This is a genomic window from Rhizobium sp. rho-13.1 (assembly GCF_007000305.1).
GTDB classification, from domain to species: Bacteria; Pseudomonadota; Alphaproteobacteria; order Rhizobiales; family Rhizobiaceae; genus Rhizobium; species Rhizobium rhododendri.
This window is the reverse complement of record NZ_SCFL01000002.1, coordinates 248,050-263,523: the sequence shown is the minus strand read 5'-3', so window position 1 is coordinate 263,523 and position 15,474 is coordinate 248,050. Positions and strand designations below refer to the sequence as shown.

17 protein-coding genes are annotated in these 15,474 nt (G+C 60.9%); 10 read left to right on the top strand and 7 right to left on the bottom strand.

Features of this window, described 5'->3' with window-relative positions; translation table 11 throughout:
* Positions 1-36: 36 nt before the first annotated feature.
* The 5 genes from rph to EQW76_RS07680 all read left to right on the top strand — a co-directional run bounded on the left by rph (position 37) and on the right by EQW76_RS07680 (position 3,721).
* Positions 37-753, top strand: coding sequence for a ribonuclease PH (gene rph, locus EQW76_RS07700; RefSeq protein WP_111216399.1), 717 nt, complete (start codon positions 37-39; stop codon positions 751-753).
* A gap of 16 nt (positions 754-769) precedes the next feature.
* Complete coding sequence (locus EQW76_RS07695) at positions 770-1,183, top strand: VOC family protein (protein ID WP_142823839.1); 414 nt, start codon at positions 770-772, stop codon at positions 1,181-1,183.
* A gap of 12 nt (positions 1,184-1,195) precedes the next feature.
* Positions 1,196-1,840 (top strand): RdgB/HAM1 family non-canonical purine NTP pyrophosphatase, encoded by a 645-nt coding sequence (gene rdgB / locus EQW76_RS07690; RefSeq protein ID WP_142823838.1) that lies wholly within the window; start codon positions 1,196-1,198, stop codon positions 1,838-1,840.
* Between the two features lie 9 nt (positions 1,841-1,849).
* Positions 1,850-3,055, top strand: a complete 1,206-nt coding sequence (gene hemW, locus EQW76_RS07685) for a radical SAM family heme chaperone HemW (RefSeq protein ID WP_224128594.1) — start codon at positions 1,850-1,852, stop codon at positions 3,053-3,055.
* A gap of 162 nt (positions 3,056-3,217) precedes the next feature.
* Positions 3,218-3,721 (top strand): isochorismatase family protein, encoded by a 504-nt coding sequence (locus EQW76_RS07680; protein ID WP_142823837.1) that lies wholly within the window; start codon positions 3,218-3,220, stop codon positions 3,719-3,721.
* Between the two features lie 118 nt (positions 3,722-3,839).
* Here EQW76_RS07680 and dnaA read toward each other — a convergent pair whose 3' ends face one another.
* The 4 genes from dnaA to mutM all read right to left on the bottom strand — a co-directional run bounded on the left by dnaA (position 3,840) and on the right by mutM (position 8,419).
* Complete coding sequence (gene dnaA, locus EQW76_RS07675; protein ID WP_142824436.1) at positions 3,840-5,399, bottom strand: chromosomal replication initiator protein DnaA; 1,560 nt, start codon at positions 5,397-5,399, stop codon at positions 3,840-3,842.
* 860 nt (positions 5,400-6,259) lie between these two features.
* Positions 6,260-6,535 (bottom strand): 30S ribosomal protein S20, encoded by a 276-nt coding sequence (gene rpsT / locus EQW76_RS07670; protein WP_142823836.1) that lies wholly within the window; start codon positions 6,533-6,535, stop codon positions 6,260-6,262.
* A gap of 204 nt (positions 6,536-6,739) precedes the next feature.
* The gene (locus tag EQW76_RS07665; protein ID WP_142823835.1) at positions 6,740-7,513 is read right to left on the bottom strand and encodes an enoyl-CoA hydratase; all 774 of its coding nucleotides are present in this window, start codon (positions 7,511-7,513) and stop codon (positions 6,740-6,742) included.
* A 15-nt stretch (positions 7,514-7,528) separates the two neighbouring features.
* The gene (gene mutM, locus EQW76_RS07660; RefSeq protein ID WP_142823834.1) at positions 7,529-8,419 is read right to left on the bottom strand and encodes a bifunctional DNA-formamidopyrimidine glycosylase/DNA-(apurinic or apyrimidinic site) lyase; all 891 of its coding nucleotides are present in this window, start codon (positions 8,417-8,419) and stop codon (positions 7,529-7,531) included.
* A gap of 175 nt (positions 8,420-8,594) precedes the next feature.
* Here mutM and ubiE point away from each other — a divergent pair, with 175 nt between their 5' ends.
* The 3 genes from ubiE to EQW76_RS07645 all read left to right on the top strand — a co-directional run bounded on the left by ubiE (position 8,595) and on the right by EQW76_RS07645 (position 11,781).
* On the top strand, positions 8,595-9,371 hold the full coding sequence (ubiE, locus tag EQW76_RS07655) for a bifunctional demethylmenaquinone methyltransferase/2-methoxy-6-polyprenyl-1,4-benzoquinol methylase UbiE (RefSeq protein ID WP_142823833.1): 777 nt from the start codon (positions 8,595-8,597) through the stop codon (positions 9,369-9,371).
* A gap of 64 nt (positions 9,372-9,435) precedes the next feature.
* Positions 9,436-11,010 carry a 2-polyprenylphenol 6-hydroxylase gene (gene ubiB, locus EQW76_RS07650; RefSeq protein WP_142823832.1) on the top strand — a complete coding sequence of 525 codons (1,575 nt, stop codon included), beginning with the start codon at positions 9,436-9,438 and terminating at the stop codon, positions 11,008-11,010.
* A gap of 93 nt (positions 11,011-11,103) precedes the next feature.
* A complete protein-coding gene (locus tag EQW76_RS07645) occupies positions 11,104-11,781 on the top strand; it encodes a hypothetical protein (RefSeq protein WP_142823831.1) in 678 nt (225 codons plus the stop codon).
* 93 nt (positions 11,782-11,874) lie between these two features.
* On the opposite strand, the gene EQW76_RS07640 is transcribed toward EQW76_RS07645, so the two are convergent.
* Both EQW76_RS07640 and EQW76_RS07635 read right to left on the bottom strand, forming a co-directional pair.
* A complete protein-coding gene (locus EQW76_RS07640) occupies positions 11,875-12,135 on the bottom strand; it encodes a DUF2934 domain-containing protein (RefSeq protein WP_142823830.1) in 261 nt (86 codons plus the stop codon).
* Positions 12,136-12,265: 130 nt separating this feature from the next.
* Positions 12,266-12,703, bottom strand: a complete 438-nt coding sequence (locus EQW76_RS07635) for a hypothetical protein (protein ID WP_142823829.1) — start codon at positions 12,701-12,703, stop codon at positions 12,266-12,268.
* A 203-nt stretch (positions 12,704-12,906) separates the two neighbouring features.
* Between EQW76_RS07635 and EQW76_RS07630 the strand changes: the two genes are divergently transcribed.
* Together EQW76_RS07630 and EQW76_RS07625 are read left to right on the top strand one after the other, a co-directional pair.
* On the top strand, positions 12,907-13,638 hold the full coding sequence (locus tag EQW76_RS07630) for a response regulator transcription factor (RefSeq protein WP_142823828.1): 732 nt from the start codon (positions 12,907-12,909) through the stop codon (positions 13,636-13,638).
* Positions 13,635-14,906: an ATP-binding protein gene (locus EQW76_RS07625; RefSeq protein ID WP_142823827.1), complete on the top strand. Its 1,272-nt coding sequence runs from the start codon at positions 13,635-13,637 to the stop codon at positions 14,904-14,906. Before EQW76_RS07630 ends, EQW76_RS07625 begins: the two co-directional genes overlap by 4 nt.
* A 26-nt stretch (positions 14,907-14,932) precedes the next feature.
* On the opposite strand, the gene EQW76_RS07620 is transcribed toward EQW76_RS07625, so the two are convergent.
* Complete coding sequence (locus tag EQW76_RS07620) at positions 14,933-15,403, bottom strand: hypothetical protein (RefSeq protein ID WP_142823826.1); 471 nt, start codon at positions 15,401-15,403, stop codon at positions 14,933-14,935.
* Positions 15,404-15,474: the final 71 nt, after the last annotated feature.

Genomic DNA, 15,474 nt, shown 5'->3' with positions numbered 1-15,474 from the left:
ATCGTAGAAGCGGTGCAACACCATCAGGAGTATAACATGCGGCCTTCAGGCAGAAAAACCGACCAGATGCGCAAGGTCTCGTTCGAGCGCAACTTCTCCAAGCACGCCGAAGGCTCGTGCCTGGTCAAGTTCGGCGATACCCATGTTCTGGTGACGGCAAGTCTTGAAGAAAAGACACCGCCATGGCTGCGCAACAGTGGCAAGGGCTGGGTGACCGCCGAATACGGCATGCTGCCCCGCGCTACCGGCGAACGTATGAAGCGCGAGGCCGCCAGCGGCAAGCAGAGCGGTCGCACTCAGGAAATCCAGCGCCTCATCGGCCGCTCGCTGCGTGCCGTTGTCGATTTGCAGGCCCTCGGCGAACGCCAGATCAGCCTCGACTGCGATGTCATCCAGGCGGATGGCGGGACCCGTACCGCGTCGATCACCGGCGCCTGGATCGCGCTGCACGACTGTCTCAAGTGGATGGAAGGCCGCAGCATGATCAAGCTCGACCGGGTCCTCAAGGATCATGTCGCCGCCATTTCCTGCGGCATCTTTGCCAGCCAGCCGGTAATCGACCTCGACTATCTCGAGGATTCCTCGGCTGAGACGGACGCCAACTTCGTAATGACCGGCTCCGGCGGTATCGTCGAGATCCAGGGCACGGCCGAAGGCAAGCCGTTCTCGGAAGAAGAATTCCTGACGCTGCTCGGCCTCGCCAAGAATGGCTGCACCGAGCTCGTCGCGATGCAAAAGCAGGCGATCGGCTGATCGACGGAGATACCAGATGCCCGTTGCCATTGACGGCATTCTCGAAACGGCGCTCTACGTCGACGAGCTCGACGAGGCGGATAGCTTTTACGGGACGATCCTGGGATTGCCCAGGATTACCCGTCAGGGTGATCGGCATGTCTTCTTTCGCTGCGGACCCGGCGTGCTTTTGATCTTCAATCGCGCGGAAACGGTAAAGCCTGCGCCGGCGGGGGCCTTGCCGGTGCCATCCCACGGGACAGCGGGGAGCGGACATGCCTGTTTTCGCGTCGCTGCCGACCAGCTTGACGGGATGGTGCAAAGCCTGACAGCCGCTGGCGTCGCCATCGAAGCCGATTTTCTCTGGCCGAACGGAGCGCGGTCGATTTACTTCCGCGACCCCGCGGGCAACAGTCTGGAATGCGCCGAACCCGGCCTCTGGGCGATCTGACAGGAATAGTGCATGCGCAAGCTCGAAACAAAGACCATCGTCGTTGCCAGCCATAATGCCGGCAAGATCCGCGAAATCGCCGACCTGATCGGCCCGATGGGGTTTGTTGCCAAATCCGCTGCCGAACTGGGCTTCATCGAACCGGACGAAACCGGCACGACATTTGAGGAAAATGCCCGCATCAAGGCTCTGGCATCGGCTAAGACCTCTGGCCTTCCGGCGCTCTCCGACGACAGCGGGCTGGTGATCGATGCGCTCGGCGGCGATCCTGGTGTCTACACCGCCAACTGGGCGGAAACGGCCGACGGCAGCCGCGATTTTGCGATGGCAATGCAGAAGGTCGAGACGGCCCTGCAGAAGGCTGGCGCAACGACGACGGACAAGCGCAGCGCCCATTTCGTCAGCGTGCTCTGCCTCGCCTGGCCCGACGGGCATACCGAGCTTTTTCGCGGCGAAGTCGAGGGCACCATCGTCTGGCCGCCACGTGGCGAGGCCGGTTTCGGCTACGATCCGATCTTCCAGCCATCAGGCTATGAAGCGACTTTCGGCGAAATGACGGCACAGGAAAAGCACGGCTGGAAGCCCGGCGACCCGGAAGCACTGTCGCACCGGGCACGAGCCTTCAAGCGCTTTGTCGAAACCGGGCTGGAAGCGTAGGATCGTCCGGTGAACATTGTCGATTCGCATAGCGCGCTTTTGCGTGGCGCCCCTCTCCTGCCCGATACCGGCGAGCCCGGTTTTGGCGTCTACGTGCATTGGCCGTTCTGTGCTGCCAAATGCCCCTATTGCGATTTCAACAGCCATGTCCGTCATCAGGCGGTCGACCAGCCGCGCTTTACAGCCGCCTTTCTCAAAGAAATGGCATCGATGCGCCAGCTCAGCGGCGCGAAGACGGTCACCAGCATCTTTCTCGGCGGCGGCACGCCATCGCTGATGACGCCGGAAACGGTCGGCGCCATTCTCGACGGCATCGCCACGCATTGGCACGTGCCGGATGGGATCGAAATAACGCTTGAGGCCAATCCGTCCAGCGTCGAGGCAGACCGGTTTCGCGGCTATCGAGCGGCCGGTGTCAACCGTGTCTCGCTCGGTGTACAGGCGCTGAACGACCGTGACCTCAAATTTCTTGGCCGGCTGCACAACACCGAGAATGCGCTGAAGGCCATAGGCCTTGCCCGTGACATCTTTCCACGCATGTCGTTCGACCTCATCTACGCCCGTCCAGACCAGACGGTTGAGGAATGGGAGCGGGAACTCAAACAGGCGATGTCCTACGCGGTCGATCACCTGTCGCTCTACCAGCTGACGATAGAGGAAGGCACGCCGTTTTTTGGCCTGCACAAGGCCGGCAAACTGGTAGTGCCGGATGGCGACCAGTCAGCGCTGCTCTACGAGGCGACGCAGGAGATCACCGAGCGCGAGGGGATGCCGGCCTACGAGGTATCCAACCATGCCCGCCCCGGCGCCGAAAGCCGCCACAACCTGACCTACTGGCGCTATGGCGACTATGCGGGCATAGGCCCCGGCGCCCATGGTCGCCTGACGCAAGGACGCGACAAGCTGGCAACGGCTACTGAGCGCAAGCCCGAGAGCTGGCTCGACATGGTCGAGCGCGACGGCCACGGCATCCTCGAGCAGGAAATGCTTGGCTACGACGAGCAGGCCGATGAACTGCTGCTGATGGGGCTCAGGCTGAAGGAAGGCATCGACCTCGTTCGATGGCGGCATTTTTCGGGCCGCGATCCCGATCCCAAGCGCGAAGAGTTCCTGCTCGAGCACGGCTTTATTGAGCGCATCGGCAATTCGCGCCTGCGCTGCACGCCGGCGGGCATGCTGATCCTTGATTCCGTGGTGGCCGATTTGGCGTGCTGAGGGGTAACCACGACCAGTCGGGAGAAGGAAACCCTTCGCCCCGATGGGTCGATACGCATCTCTCCACTCCTTGACATGAACGCTACGCGCCCGCGCTACCAAAGCTGCTGAAACGTCTGGTATCCCCGAGGGATGTCTCCAGACCTGCAAAGGAATTCCAGGATGAACCGCACCCTTCTCGTCATCGACATTCAAAATGATTATTTTTCGGGAGGTGCCCTGCCCCTGTGGCAAGCGGACGAAACCGAAAGCCACATTCTCTCGGCGATAGCGAAAGCCAGAGCGGCCGGCGACAAGGTGGTGCTGGTCCAGCACATTTCGGCAGCGAGCACCGGTCTCTTTGCGAAGGACGGGGCGGGAACAGCCATTCGCGACAATGTCCTGAAGGCTGCAGACAATGCGCCCGTCGTCATCAAAAGCAGTGCAGACGCCTTTCAGGATACCGACCTCGCCGAACATCTAAACGGGACTGAAGAGCTACTGATCTGCGGAATGATGACGCAGAACTGTGTCGTCTTCACCGCGATGTCGAGGGCTGCAGACGGAATGGTGGTGAAGGTGATCGGCGATCTCTGCACCGCGCCCACCGAAACCGTTCACCGTATCGCGCTCAATGCGCTCGGTTCAAAACTTCCGGTGCTGATCGCCGCGGACGTTTGGAAATGATCAATGGCGAACGCCTGCCAACGTCCAGGATGCCCACTTCCTGAGATGCAGCAACAGCGTATCTGACAACAGAACGGCCGGCTTTCGCCGGCCGTTTCGATTCATACCGCGTAGATGACTATTCGTTGATAAGACGTTTCAGCAGCTCGATTTCGTGCGACAGCTTGGTGTCGCCGGAGATCAGTTCCTCGATCTTGCGCACGGCGTGCAGCACGGTCGTGTGATCGCGTCCGCCGAAGCGACGGCCGATTTCCGGGAACGAGCGCGGTGTCAGGGTTTTTGCCAGATACATGGCGATCTGGCGCGGCTTGACGATGACGCGGGTGCGGCGGTTCGAAACCAGCTCCTGGCGCGACACATTGTAATGGCGGGCGACAACGCGCTGGATGTCTTCGATACGCACGCGACGCGGCTCGCCTGAGCCCACCAGGTGGGCAAGAAGCTCATCGACGCGCTCGACAGTCAGGTTCGGCTCGAAGGAGCGGCGGAAAACCAGCTGGTTGAAGGCGCCTTCCAGTTCGCGGCCGCTGGCGGTGACGCTGCGGGCAACGTGCGACAAAAGCTCGGCTGGGATTTCAAGTGACGGATCCTCGACCTGGGCTGCGGCCAGCCGGCGATTGAGGATCTCGAGGCGCATCTCGTAATCCGGCGCTTCCAGTTCGATGGCAACGCCACCCTGCAGGCGCGAGCGGACGCGGGGATCGAGCGATTCCAGTTCCCAAGGGGCGCGGTCGGCTGCGACGACAACCTGCTTGGCGCTGTCGAGAAGCATATTCAGCAGATGGCAAAATTCGTGCTGGATCATCTTGCCCTGCAGGAACTGCATGTCGTCGATGATCAGAAGGTCGATATTGCGCAGCGACTCCTTAAGGGTCAGCGCATCATTGTCGCGGATCGCGGTCGCAAAGCGCCACATGAAGTATTCGGCCGTCAGGTAAACGACCCGGAGGGCGCGCGGATTGCGCACGGCAGCGTTGGCGATCGCCTGCAGCATGTGGGTCTTGCCGAGACCGACGCTCGAATGCAGGAACAGCGGGTTGAAGCGCACGGCACCGGCACCGGCTTCCGCGATGGTTTCGGCTGCGGCCAGCGCGATCCGGTTGGAACCGCCTTCGACGAAGGTGTCAAACGTGTAGCGAGGATCGAGCGGCGAACCGAAGAGCGGTGTGCCGAAGCTCGGCGTGCGGGCAGCGCCAGCGGCATTGACAGCCTGGGCGACGGCCTGGCCTGCCGCCTGGGCGGTCTGGCGGCGCATCGGGGCCACGGCGCCCGTATCTGGCACGACGACCTGCTCGTCAGCCGCAGGGGCCTTTGTGCCATGCCGCTGGGCGGTACGGACAAGAATTTCGACCTTGAGGATTTCGGCATCTTCAGCCTGGAACAGGCTTGTGATCATATCCAGGTAGCGGTTGTTGATCCATGACTTCAGAAACGTGGTCGGTACCGTCAGGCGGACGACACTCTTCGACACCGAATGCAGCTTGAGACGGGCAAACCAGCTGGCATAAACGTCGGCACCGACCTGCGCCTTCAAACGTGCGCTCACACGCTCGAACAGTACACTATGCTTCATGTCTGCTTTGTCTCCCGCCACTTCAAGGCAAACCGAGCTCAACGCCTGCTGCGCACCGTCGCCGCTTTTCGCCAGTGCACCGGTCGTCATCGTATTCATCTGCATTTCGCCGCCTTCCAGAATCTCGTCATGTCGGGCGAAGGAACGCCGCCCGATATTATCTCGTCTGATGGCGGGGTCCGGCTCGCACTGAGTCATCGCATCGCGCATCGTTTATTCTCCACAGCTCCTCATAGAGCCAGCGCAAGACCTGTGACGAACACCGCACTCAAGCGGCCCCCGTCTTCGATCGTCTCGCCCAAGCGCAGTCTCTCGGTCCTCGCTTACCGACCGACCCGCCAGAGTGGCTGTTCAATCTTGTCACAGCTCCTGACAATCCGGCATATGGACCGTGCCATCAGGACACACGTCGGCCGTCAGGAGACATTGCTGTCATCTTGTCCGAACGCGTCAACTTTATGAAAAAACGGAAACTAACGCTCCGCCACAAGAAACAAAACTATCCACCCTGCCTGAACTGGCAGCGTTCGCCAAAGCCGTTTCGGATTAAGCCGTGCCCCTTGTTGGAAATCATTTAGGCAGGATCGGCTGCCAAGATCAACGGGCATTTTTGCGCTTGTCGGAGGGTTTGCCATTGACTCCGGGAGCCAATTTTGGCTGTCACGCCCCTGTCAAAAAAGAATCGCTTTTGAATCAAGGGGATTCACCTCTGATGCAAATTCGACACGTCTGGAATCAAAAAAAATAATAAAGTTCTTGACTCAGTGAGCGGCGGAATTTGTCAGAAAAAGCCGCAATTCACCTTATGCAATTGAGCCAAGCCTCTGATTTACAACTTCTTTTCGTGTCACAGGAAAGACATTAATCAGACATGCTGCCGTCATCAGGCGGTGGAAAAAATCCGAATCCAAAAAGCCCGGCTAAGGACCGGGCTTGGAGCTAAACGCTGCAATCGTTACTGTAATTTAAGCGGCAGGAGCCGACAGAGCCTTAACACGCTTGGCAAGACGCGAGACTTTGCGCGATGCCGTGTTGGCCGGTACCACGCCCTTGCTGGCAGCGCGTGCCAGTTCTGGTTCGACAGCCTTGAAGGCTGCAGTTGCCAGAGCCACGTCGCCGGAAGCGATTGCTTCTTCGATCTGGCGAACGAAAGTACGAACGCGCGAACGGCGCGCCTTGTTGACGTCTGTGCGGCGAGCGATCTTGCGGGTCGCCTTTTTTGCCGAGCTTGTATTGGCCATGTATGCCTCTCTAGAATTCGAACAAAGTCCCGTCACCGTCGTGCCGGACCGTGTGGTCCTGTCATCCAGCAATGCGGGAGCAATCGCGGAAAACCAGATAGGCTTTCCAAACTGTGGCGGGCATATAGCCTTAAAGCGGAGGTCCGTCAACGCGGTTTCGCCAAAAACCAATCAGCAGCGCGTTTTCCACCGGCGCTTTTAGCATCAGCGGTTTTTGAACATTGGCTTACGCTTGGCAACGAAAGCCGCCATGCCTTCCTTCTGGTCTTCGGTGGCAAAGAGGCTCTGGAACAGGCGACGCTCGAAGCGAAGTCCTTCCTCCAGTGTCGTTTCCAAGGCGCGGCCGACAGCCTCCTTGGCCATCAGCACGGAAGGACGCGAATGCGAGGCAATCTTCGCAGCGGCTTTGAGCGCTTCTTCCACGAGCGCCTCGGCCGGTACAACGCGCGCCACCAGCCCCGACCTTTCGGCCTCAGCCGCATCCATCATCCGGCCGGTCAACACCATGTCCATGGCCTTGGCCTTGCCGACAGCCCGCGTCAGGCGCTGGGAGCCGCCCATGCCGGGGATGATGCCGAGCGTGATCTCGGGCTGCCCGAATTTTGCAGTCTCGGCGGCGATGATGAAATCGCACATCATTGCGAGCTCGCAGCCTCCGCCCAGCGCAAAGCCGCCAACGGCCGCGATCACCGGCTTGCGTGCCTTGGCGATATCGTCCCAGCCGCCCAGGAAGTCGCTCTTGTAGACATCGACGAAGTCCAGCGACTGCATCTCCTTGATATCGGCGCCGGCGGCGAAGGCCTTGTCCGAGCCTGTCAGGACGATGGCACCGATGGCGTCGTCCGCGTGGAAAGCCGCATAGGCTGTCTTCAACTCCGAGAGCATGGTCAAATTCAGCGCGTTCAGCGCCTGCGGGCGATTGAGCCTGATCAGGCCGACGGCGTCGTGGGTTTCGACGATCAGGGTTTCATAGGCCATCGACATCTCCTCGCATCATTTCTGGCAGGTGGCACAATAGAAGGTAGAGCGGCCGGCCTGGACTATTCGGCCGACCTTACCGCCGCAGCCCTCTGTCCGGCAAGCCTCGCCTTCCCGGTCGTAGACAGAAAAGGAATGCTGGAAATAGCCGAGCGAACCGTCCGTTTGGATATGATCGCGCAGCGACGACCCTCCGGCAGCGATCGCATCGGCGATGACGTCACGTATGCAGGCCACCAGCCGCACCAGCGTCTCGCGCGGCTTGCCGGTCTTTGTCGACAATGTTCCGCTGGCACGCAAAGGCGACAGGTGAGCCCGCCAGAGAGCTTCGCAGACATAGATATTGCCGAGGCCGGCAATCGTTTTCTGGTCGAGCAGCGCGCCTTTCAGCGGCTGGGCCTTGCCGGAAAAACGCTTTGCCAGCCCTTCCGGGCTCAGCGCATTGCCGGTGGGCTCGGGACCGAGATCGCGGAAAAAAGGGTGTGCAGCCATCTCCGCCCGGGCAACGATATCCATGAAACCGAAACGCCGTGGATCGTTGTAGACGACACGCATGGCCTCGCCGTTGCGCGCCAAGTGGAAGATGACGTGATCGTGAACCTCGTTCTTGGAGCGCGGGTGGTGAAAGTCGCCGGGCGTAACGGCCGCCTCCCCAGCCTCGATGCGGAACGAGCCGGACATGCCGAGATGGGCGACGACGGTCATGCCGTTGTCAAGATCGATCAACAGATACTTGGCGCGGCGCGAAAGGGATGCGATCCGCTGGCCCGCTATGGATGCTGCAAATTCTAGCGGAAACGGAAAGCGCAGGTCCCCCCGGCGCAGCTCCAGCCGCTCTATCACTGCCCCTTCCATCGCCGGGGCAAGGCCACGCCGCACGGTTTCGACCTCTGGTAATTCGGGCATGACAATCCATCTTCAGGTGTGACCGGCAGCAGCAGGGACCGCGACCAAATGCGCTTTGCTTTCCAGCGGCCATGTTCTAAACCAACGACAACGTGCCGTGGCATCGGCCAGTCAGATAGCGTGGCACCAGCATTTTCGCCACAGCCGGCGGCGATTTAGACAAGGGAGTTGAGTGATGGCAAAGAGCCGCACCGCCGCCGATGGCGGCATGGAGACATCCTACGGATTTCGCGACGTGGCTGAAGGCGAGAAGCAGGCCCTCGTCAACGACGTGTTCCACAAGGTGGCTAAGCGCTACGACGTCATGAACGATGTGATGTCTATGGGCCTGCACCGCGCCTGGAAAGACGCGATGATCTCAGCCCTTCATCCGCGCAAGGACCCGTCCTACAAGGTGCTCGATGTTGCCGGCGGCACGGGCGATATCGCCTTCCGCATCGTTGAGGCATCCGGCAAGCTGGCCCACGCAACCGTGCTCGACATCAATGGCTCGATGCTGGCGGTCGGGGCCGACCGGGCAGAAAAGAAGAAGATTTCTGAAAACCTGACTTTCGTCGAAGCCAACGCCGAGGACCTGCCGTTCGAGGGCAACAGCTTTGACGCCTACACGATCGCCTTCGGCATCCGCAACGTGCCCCGCATCGACGTGGCGTTGAAGGAAGCCCATCGGGTGTTGAAGCGCGGTGGCCGGCTGCTGGTGCTGGAATTTTCCGAGGTCGACCTGCCCTTGCTCGACAAAGTCTACGACGCATGGTCGTTCAACGCCATTCCGCGCTTTGGAAAGGCCATTACCGGCGAGGCCGAGCCCTATCAGTATCTGGTGGAATCGATCCGCAAGTTTCCCAACCAGCAGGACTTTGCAACGATGATCCGCCAGGCCGGCTTCAGTCGCGTCACCTTCACCAACTACACCGGCGGCATTGCGGCACTGCATTCCGGCTGGAAGCTCTAGGCATGGGGCGGACAGAGGTCCAGAAGCTTGCGCTGCCCGGCGCAGCAGACAGAGAAACAACAGCATGAGCTCTTTCGGCGGATATTTTGGCCTGATCCGGGTTGGCTGGGTCCTGGTGCGGGAAGGCGTTGTCGAGGCCTTACCCTCCGAAGGCTTGCCGCCATCGGTCAGCCTTGCCAAGTCCTTCGTGGCGCTGTTTGCCCGCCGCCGCTCGAAAACCAAGGCGCGCAGCGACAGGCTGTCGAAGGCAGTCGAGCGGCTCGGACCTTCCTATGCGAAAATCGGCCAGTTCCTGGCAACGCGGCCGGATGTCGTCGGTATCGAATTTGCCAATGACCTTTCGCAGCTTCAGGACAGCATGGCGTTCTTTCCGATGGCCGCCGCCAAGGCCAATATCGAAGGCTCGCTTGGCCGGTCGCTCGACGATCTCTATGCCAGCGTCGGCGAACCGATTGCCGCAGCCTCGATCGCACAGGTGCACCCGGCCGAGGTGAGGACGGCCGATGGCCTGCGCAAGGTAGCGATCAAGGTCATACGGCCGGGCGTGCGCCAGCGCTTCGCCAACGACATCGCCGTCATGTATCTGGTGGCAGGCTTACAGGAGCGGTTCGTGCCCTCGAGCCGGCGGCTGCGGCCTGTCGAGGTGACGAAGGCGCTGGAGCAGACGACCAGGGTCGAGATGGACCTGCGGCTGGAGGCCTCGGCACTGTCGGAAATTGCAGAGAACACCGCAGGCGACGAAGGCTTCCGCGTCCCGAAGGTCGATTGGGAGCGCACCGGTCGCGACGTCATCACCATGGAGTGGATCGACGGCATCAAGATGTCCGATGTCGATGCGCTCCGCGCTTCCGGACATGATCTCAACCGCCTCGCGGATACGCTTATCCAGTCGTTCCTGCGGCACACGCTGCGCGACGGCTTTTTCCATGCCGACATGCATCCGGGCAATCTCTTCGTCGATCCGCAGGGCATCATCGTCGCCGTCGACATGGGAATCGTCGGTCGTCTGGGCAAGAAGGAGCGGCGGTTCCTCGCGGAAATCCTCTACGGGTTCATCACCCGCGATTACCTGCGCGTCGCCGAAGTGCATTTCGAGGCGGGTTATGTACCGGCCCACCACAACACGGAGAGCTTCGCCCAGGCGATCCGAGCCATCGGCGAGCCTATCCATGGCCAGCCGGCAGAAACGATCTCGATGGGCAAGCTGCTGACCCTGCTGTTCGAGGTGACCGAGCTGTTCGACATGGAAACGCGACCCGAACTGGTGATGCTGCAGAAGACCATGGTCGTGGTCGAGGGCGTCTCCCGCATGCTCAATCCGCGCTTCAATATGTGGAAGGCGTCGGAGCCCGTCGTCGGCGAATGGATCCGCAACAATCTCGGTCCGAAGCGTATTATCGGCGATCTGCAGGATGCCTTGAAGGCCGGCGTCAAACTGGCCGAGGCCGTGCCCGAAATTGCCGCCAAGACCGAACTGTTCCACCGCCAGCTGCTGGCCATGAGCCAGAACGGGCTGCGCTTCGACAACGAGACCGCCGAGGCGATCGGCAAGGCCGAGGCCCGCCACACGCGGTCTGGTCGCCTGGCGCTCTGGCTGATCGCGCTGACGCTGATCTACATCGCCTGGAAACTGAGCTAGAAGCGTGGCTGAACAACTTTATCGCCAGTGCCCGGCAGTGCCTCCAGCCACCGGAGATGACCACCACCGTAACCAACATCGAAGAGCCGCCCCGTGATACCATGGACCCTGCTTGATACCGCATCCATCCCCAACGGTGGCGGCGAACTGCGGCTGAAGCAACGAGGCCGCGAGTTCTCTATCATGCTCGGCAGCAACGAGTTGATGAACAGCAGGCTCAGCGGCTCCGAAGAAGCCTTGGCAACGCTTGCCTGCGAGAGGATTGCCGGTCGGCCGTCGCCGCACCTGTTGATCGGCGGGCTCGGCATGGGGTTCACATTGCGGGCGGCACTGGGTGCGATCGGCAGCGATGCCCGGGTGACCGTGGCGGAGCTTGTGCCGGCCGTGGTCGCCTGGGCACGCGGCCCGATGGCAGAGATTTTCTCCGGAAGCCTCGACGATCCACGCGTTGCGATCCACGAGGGAGACGTGGCCGCCGCCATTCAGAACGGTCGCGACAGCTACGATGCCATCCTGCTCGACGTAGACAATGGCCCGGACGGACTGACGCACGCGGCCAATGACGGGTTATACGATCGGAAGGGCTTGCTCGCCGCCCGTGACGCCCTGCGCCCCGGCGGTGTTCTGGCAGTGTGGTCCTCTGGTCCCGACACGCGTTTTACCAAACGGCTGCGGGACGCCCGGTTTTCGGCGGAAGAGGTAGCCACGCGCGCTAACGGCAAACGTGGCGGCGCCCGCCATATGATCTGGATAGCCGTCAAATCGCAATAGGAGCAGGTTCGACGGGAGAGGAGCAATAGTAGATCATTAGCCGGCATTCAATCGCATGGCGCGACGGCGCCGGAGCCCCTCATCGCCGCCTGTTCAGGACTTCTTTTTGCGGCTGGCTTTGGGTTGTGTAGCGCCATTGCCGTGGCGGGCGTTAGCGACCGCTGGCTTTTTGACGGTAGCTTCGGCGCTATCGGGAAGCGTCATTGCATTGGCATCTTCCGCCGGGATATCTGCGTTCGAGATTTCCTGCCAGGCCTGCAGCCAGTGGCGCATGTCTTCACCCTGGGGGCGTCCCTGCTCTTCCCAGATGCTGTACGCGCGGTCCCTGATCTGCTGTTCGCGGTCGTCTTGCATAGTCATCCTCCTCTTGGCAAAAACTGCCTCTCGGCAGCGATAAACCAAAAGGAGGGGAAGAAGTTCCCGGATCAACGGTTTTAGGACCGGATACGCAGATCACTGACCGGCAACGAGCGATACAAAAAACCTACCTTGCCGAGGCCAGAGACCCGTCTGCCAGGTCCTGCTGGCCAATCGGCCGCCGCTCGATGTGCGCAAAAGGTGCCGTGCGGATCTTGCAAAGCCTGATCTCGTCGGCCAGCGTCTCGAGGGCCTCTATCAGCCGCATACGGCTCTGCTCCACAAGGCTGTCATCGGCTTTGCGCGGGCTGAACGTACCCATGGCGCGAACGAAGGCATGGGATGCGTCGCAAACCATCGGCAGGCACTCCTCGACATAAATGTCGATTTCGATCCGATGCAGGCTGCTTGCCAGATAACGCAGCACCAACGCCGGTAACTCCCTGGCAGAGGAGCCGCTTGCCGTCCGGATCCGGGAGCAGAGTTCAACGAGATCGGCGTCGCCATTGGAAACATGGCTGACATGGCCAAGTGACGTGTCTGAAAGATCGTGGGAATGGCGCATTTCCGCTCCTTGATTCGCTTCTATGGTGCAGACGCTAACCATGGCGTGTGAACGGCACCTTTCCCTAGATGTCTGAACTTTTCTCGCAAAAGGATTTTTTGTGAACCTGGCCGTCCGGGCTATTTTCTGGCTGGCCGCAGTTGTCGATGCCCTTCTCATACCGCCCGGTTTGTATAAAGCTTTGCTGAACTGGATTTTTGATCATGAACAACAATGCTTCCCCCGACATCCTCATCGTCGACGACGACCATGAAATCCGGACGCTGCTCAGCCGTTATCTCGAAGAGCAGGGGTTCAGGGTATCGACGGCTGGCGATCTGCGCGGCTGTAACGAGGCGATGAGCCGCCGCACCCCCGATCTGCTGGTTCTCGACGTCATGCTTCCGGATGGCTCCGGGCTCGACCTTTGCCGCGATCTCTGGGGCCGACGGCCGCGGGTGCCGGTAATCCTGCTGACGGCGCTGAAGGAAGACATCGACCGGATTCTCGGCCTGGAGATTGGTGCCGACGACTATCTCGGCAAGCCTTTCAATCCACGCGAGCTGGCCGCCCGCATCCGCGCCGTGTTGCGCCGTTCCAACGACGAAGCAGAAACCGAGCCCCAGCGCCAGAGTTACGAGTTCGCAGGCATGAAGCTCGATCCGCAGTTGCGGCGTGTGACCCGGGACACCGGCGAGATCATCGGCCTGACCGGCGCCGAGTTCGACCTGCTGAAGGCATTCCTAGAGCGTTCCGGGCGCCTCTTGTCACGTGACCAACTACTCGATGTCACCCAGGGCCGTGACCGCGATCCGGCTGACCGGTCGATCGACGTTCTGATGAGCCGCCTCAGGCGAAAACTCGGCGAGACGCCGGAGATGCCGATTTTCCGAACGATCCGCAACGGCGGCTACCAGCTCGTCGTTCCGGTGACAGCCGTAAAGGGCGAGGCATGAAATCGCTCGGTACGCGCCTTGCACTACTGCTGGTGACCGCAATCGTGCTGGTCGTCATCACCTCGTCGCTGGCCGCAGCACTTGTCATGCGTGGGCCCAGGCCTGAGGAGACCATGGACCCCGTGGCGCGGCAGATGCACTGGCTTGCCAATGTCGCCGAGCACAACGCTGAAGAAGCGGCATCCCGCGGCATGGTGATCTCTGATGAACCTGCCGCAGGTGAGCGCGATGAGCGCTTTTCCAATTTCCTGACGGAAGGACTGAGCCGTACCGGCGAGCCGCTGGAAGCCTTCGTCACCAGACAGGATGAGACAGCCGGCACAACGGCATCGATCAAGCTTGCCAGCGGAAAATGGCTACTGGTGCCGATGCCGAATTTCGGCCCGCCGCCCGGCGGCTGGAAAATTCTCATCGGCTGGCTCAGCCTCATAGTCGCCGGTAGCGTCGTGATCTCCATCGTCGCTGCCTCGAAAATCATCAAGCCGCTGCGCCTGCTGGAGAAAGTGCTGGGCGAGATCGGCCCCGATGGAACGCTGCCGCATGTACCGGAAACAGGTCCTGGCGAAATCCGCGTGACGGCGCAGGTGCTGAACCGGTTGTCGGCCAAGGTCAAGAGCGCCACGGAAAGCCGCATGCGGCTGGTCGCTGCAGCCGGACATGACCTTAGAACGCCGATGACCCGGATGCGCTTGCGTGCCGAGTTCATCGCCGACGATATCGAGCGCCGGAAATGGCTTGCCGACCTGGAGGAACTCGACCAGATCGCCGACAGCGCGATCGGCCTGGTGCGGGAAGAAGTCAATCACGACAGCCTTCAGGACATCAGGCTGGATCTTGTCGTCACGGATATCGTCGACGAACTCGCGGCAATCGGCATGGATGTCTCGGTAGCAACGACAGAGCAGACGATTGTGCGTGTCGGGCCGCTGGCCCTGACGCGTGCGCTAAGAAACCTGCTGATCAATGCTGCTACCCACGGTGAATCCGCCACCGTTTCGGTGACCGAGACCAATGGCATTGCCAAGGTCGAGATCAACGACACGGGCTCGGGCATCCCCGAGGAGCGACTGAGCCAGGTGTTCGAGCCGTTCTTCCGGATCGACATCGCCCGGCAGAAATCCTTCCCTGGCGCAGGGCTTGGGATGGCAATCGCCAAGGAAATCATTTCCCGCTTCGATGGCGAGATTGCGGTTCGCAACAGAACCACAGGCGGCCTTGCTCAGGTGATCACATTCAAGGCGACCGCCTTACAGGAGGCGCAGTCCTAGGGCCCACTGCCCCACACACTGCCATTTCAGAGGTAGGCCGTGCGCTGGCCGAAGCTTGTATCGGCGGTGAAGTTGGTGGTGCCGATGCGGTCGCTTTCGCCGGACATCGGCGATGATGCCTCGTCGTCCGCGCTGGTGCTGTTTGCCGTTGCACTATCGGACGGTGTTGCCTTGGCGGACGCACCAGATTGAGCCGGACCCGCAGTGGCGGATGGCTGTGTGCCGCCAGATTTGCCGCCAGCAGCCGTGCCGGACTGGGCGCTTGCGGTGGCTGCGGCTTCGATCTTATCGAGCTTTGCCTGCAATGTCGCGATATCCGCTTTCAACGTCTTGGCATCGTCGGCATCCTTTGTATCGGCTAGCTCCGCTTTCTTGGCCGCGATCTGGGCCTTGATGGTCGTCTCGTCGCTCGCGCCGGTAGACGAGGAGGAAGACGAAGAAGACGTCGTTGATGCCGTAAAGAGCGAGATTGTGGAACTCGAAACCGCGCTGACCATGATGCTATCCCCCGTGATGAATTGAGACATCACGTTCGCGCGCGTTCAATTAAGCGGTGGTAAACGGCCCG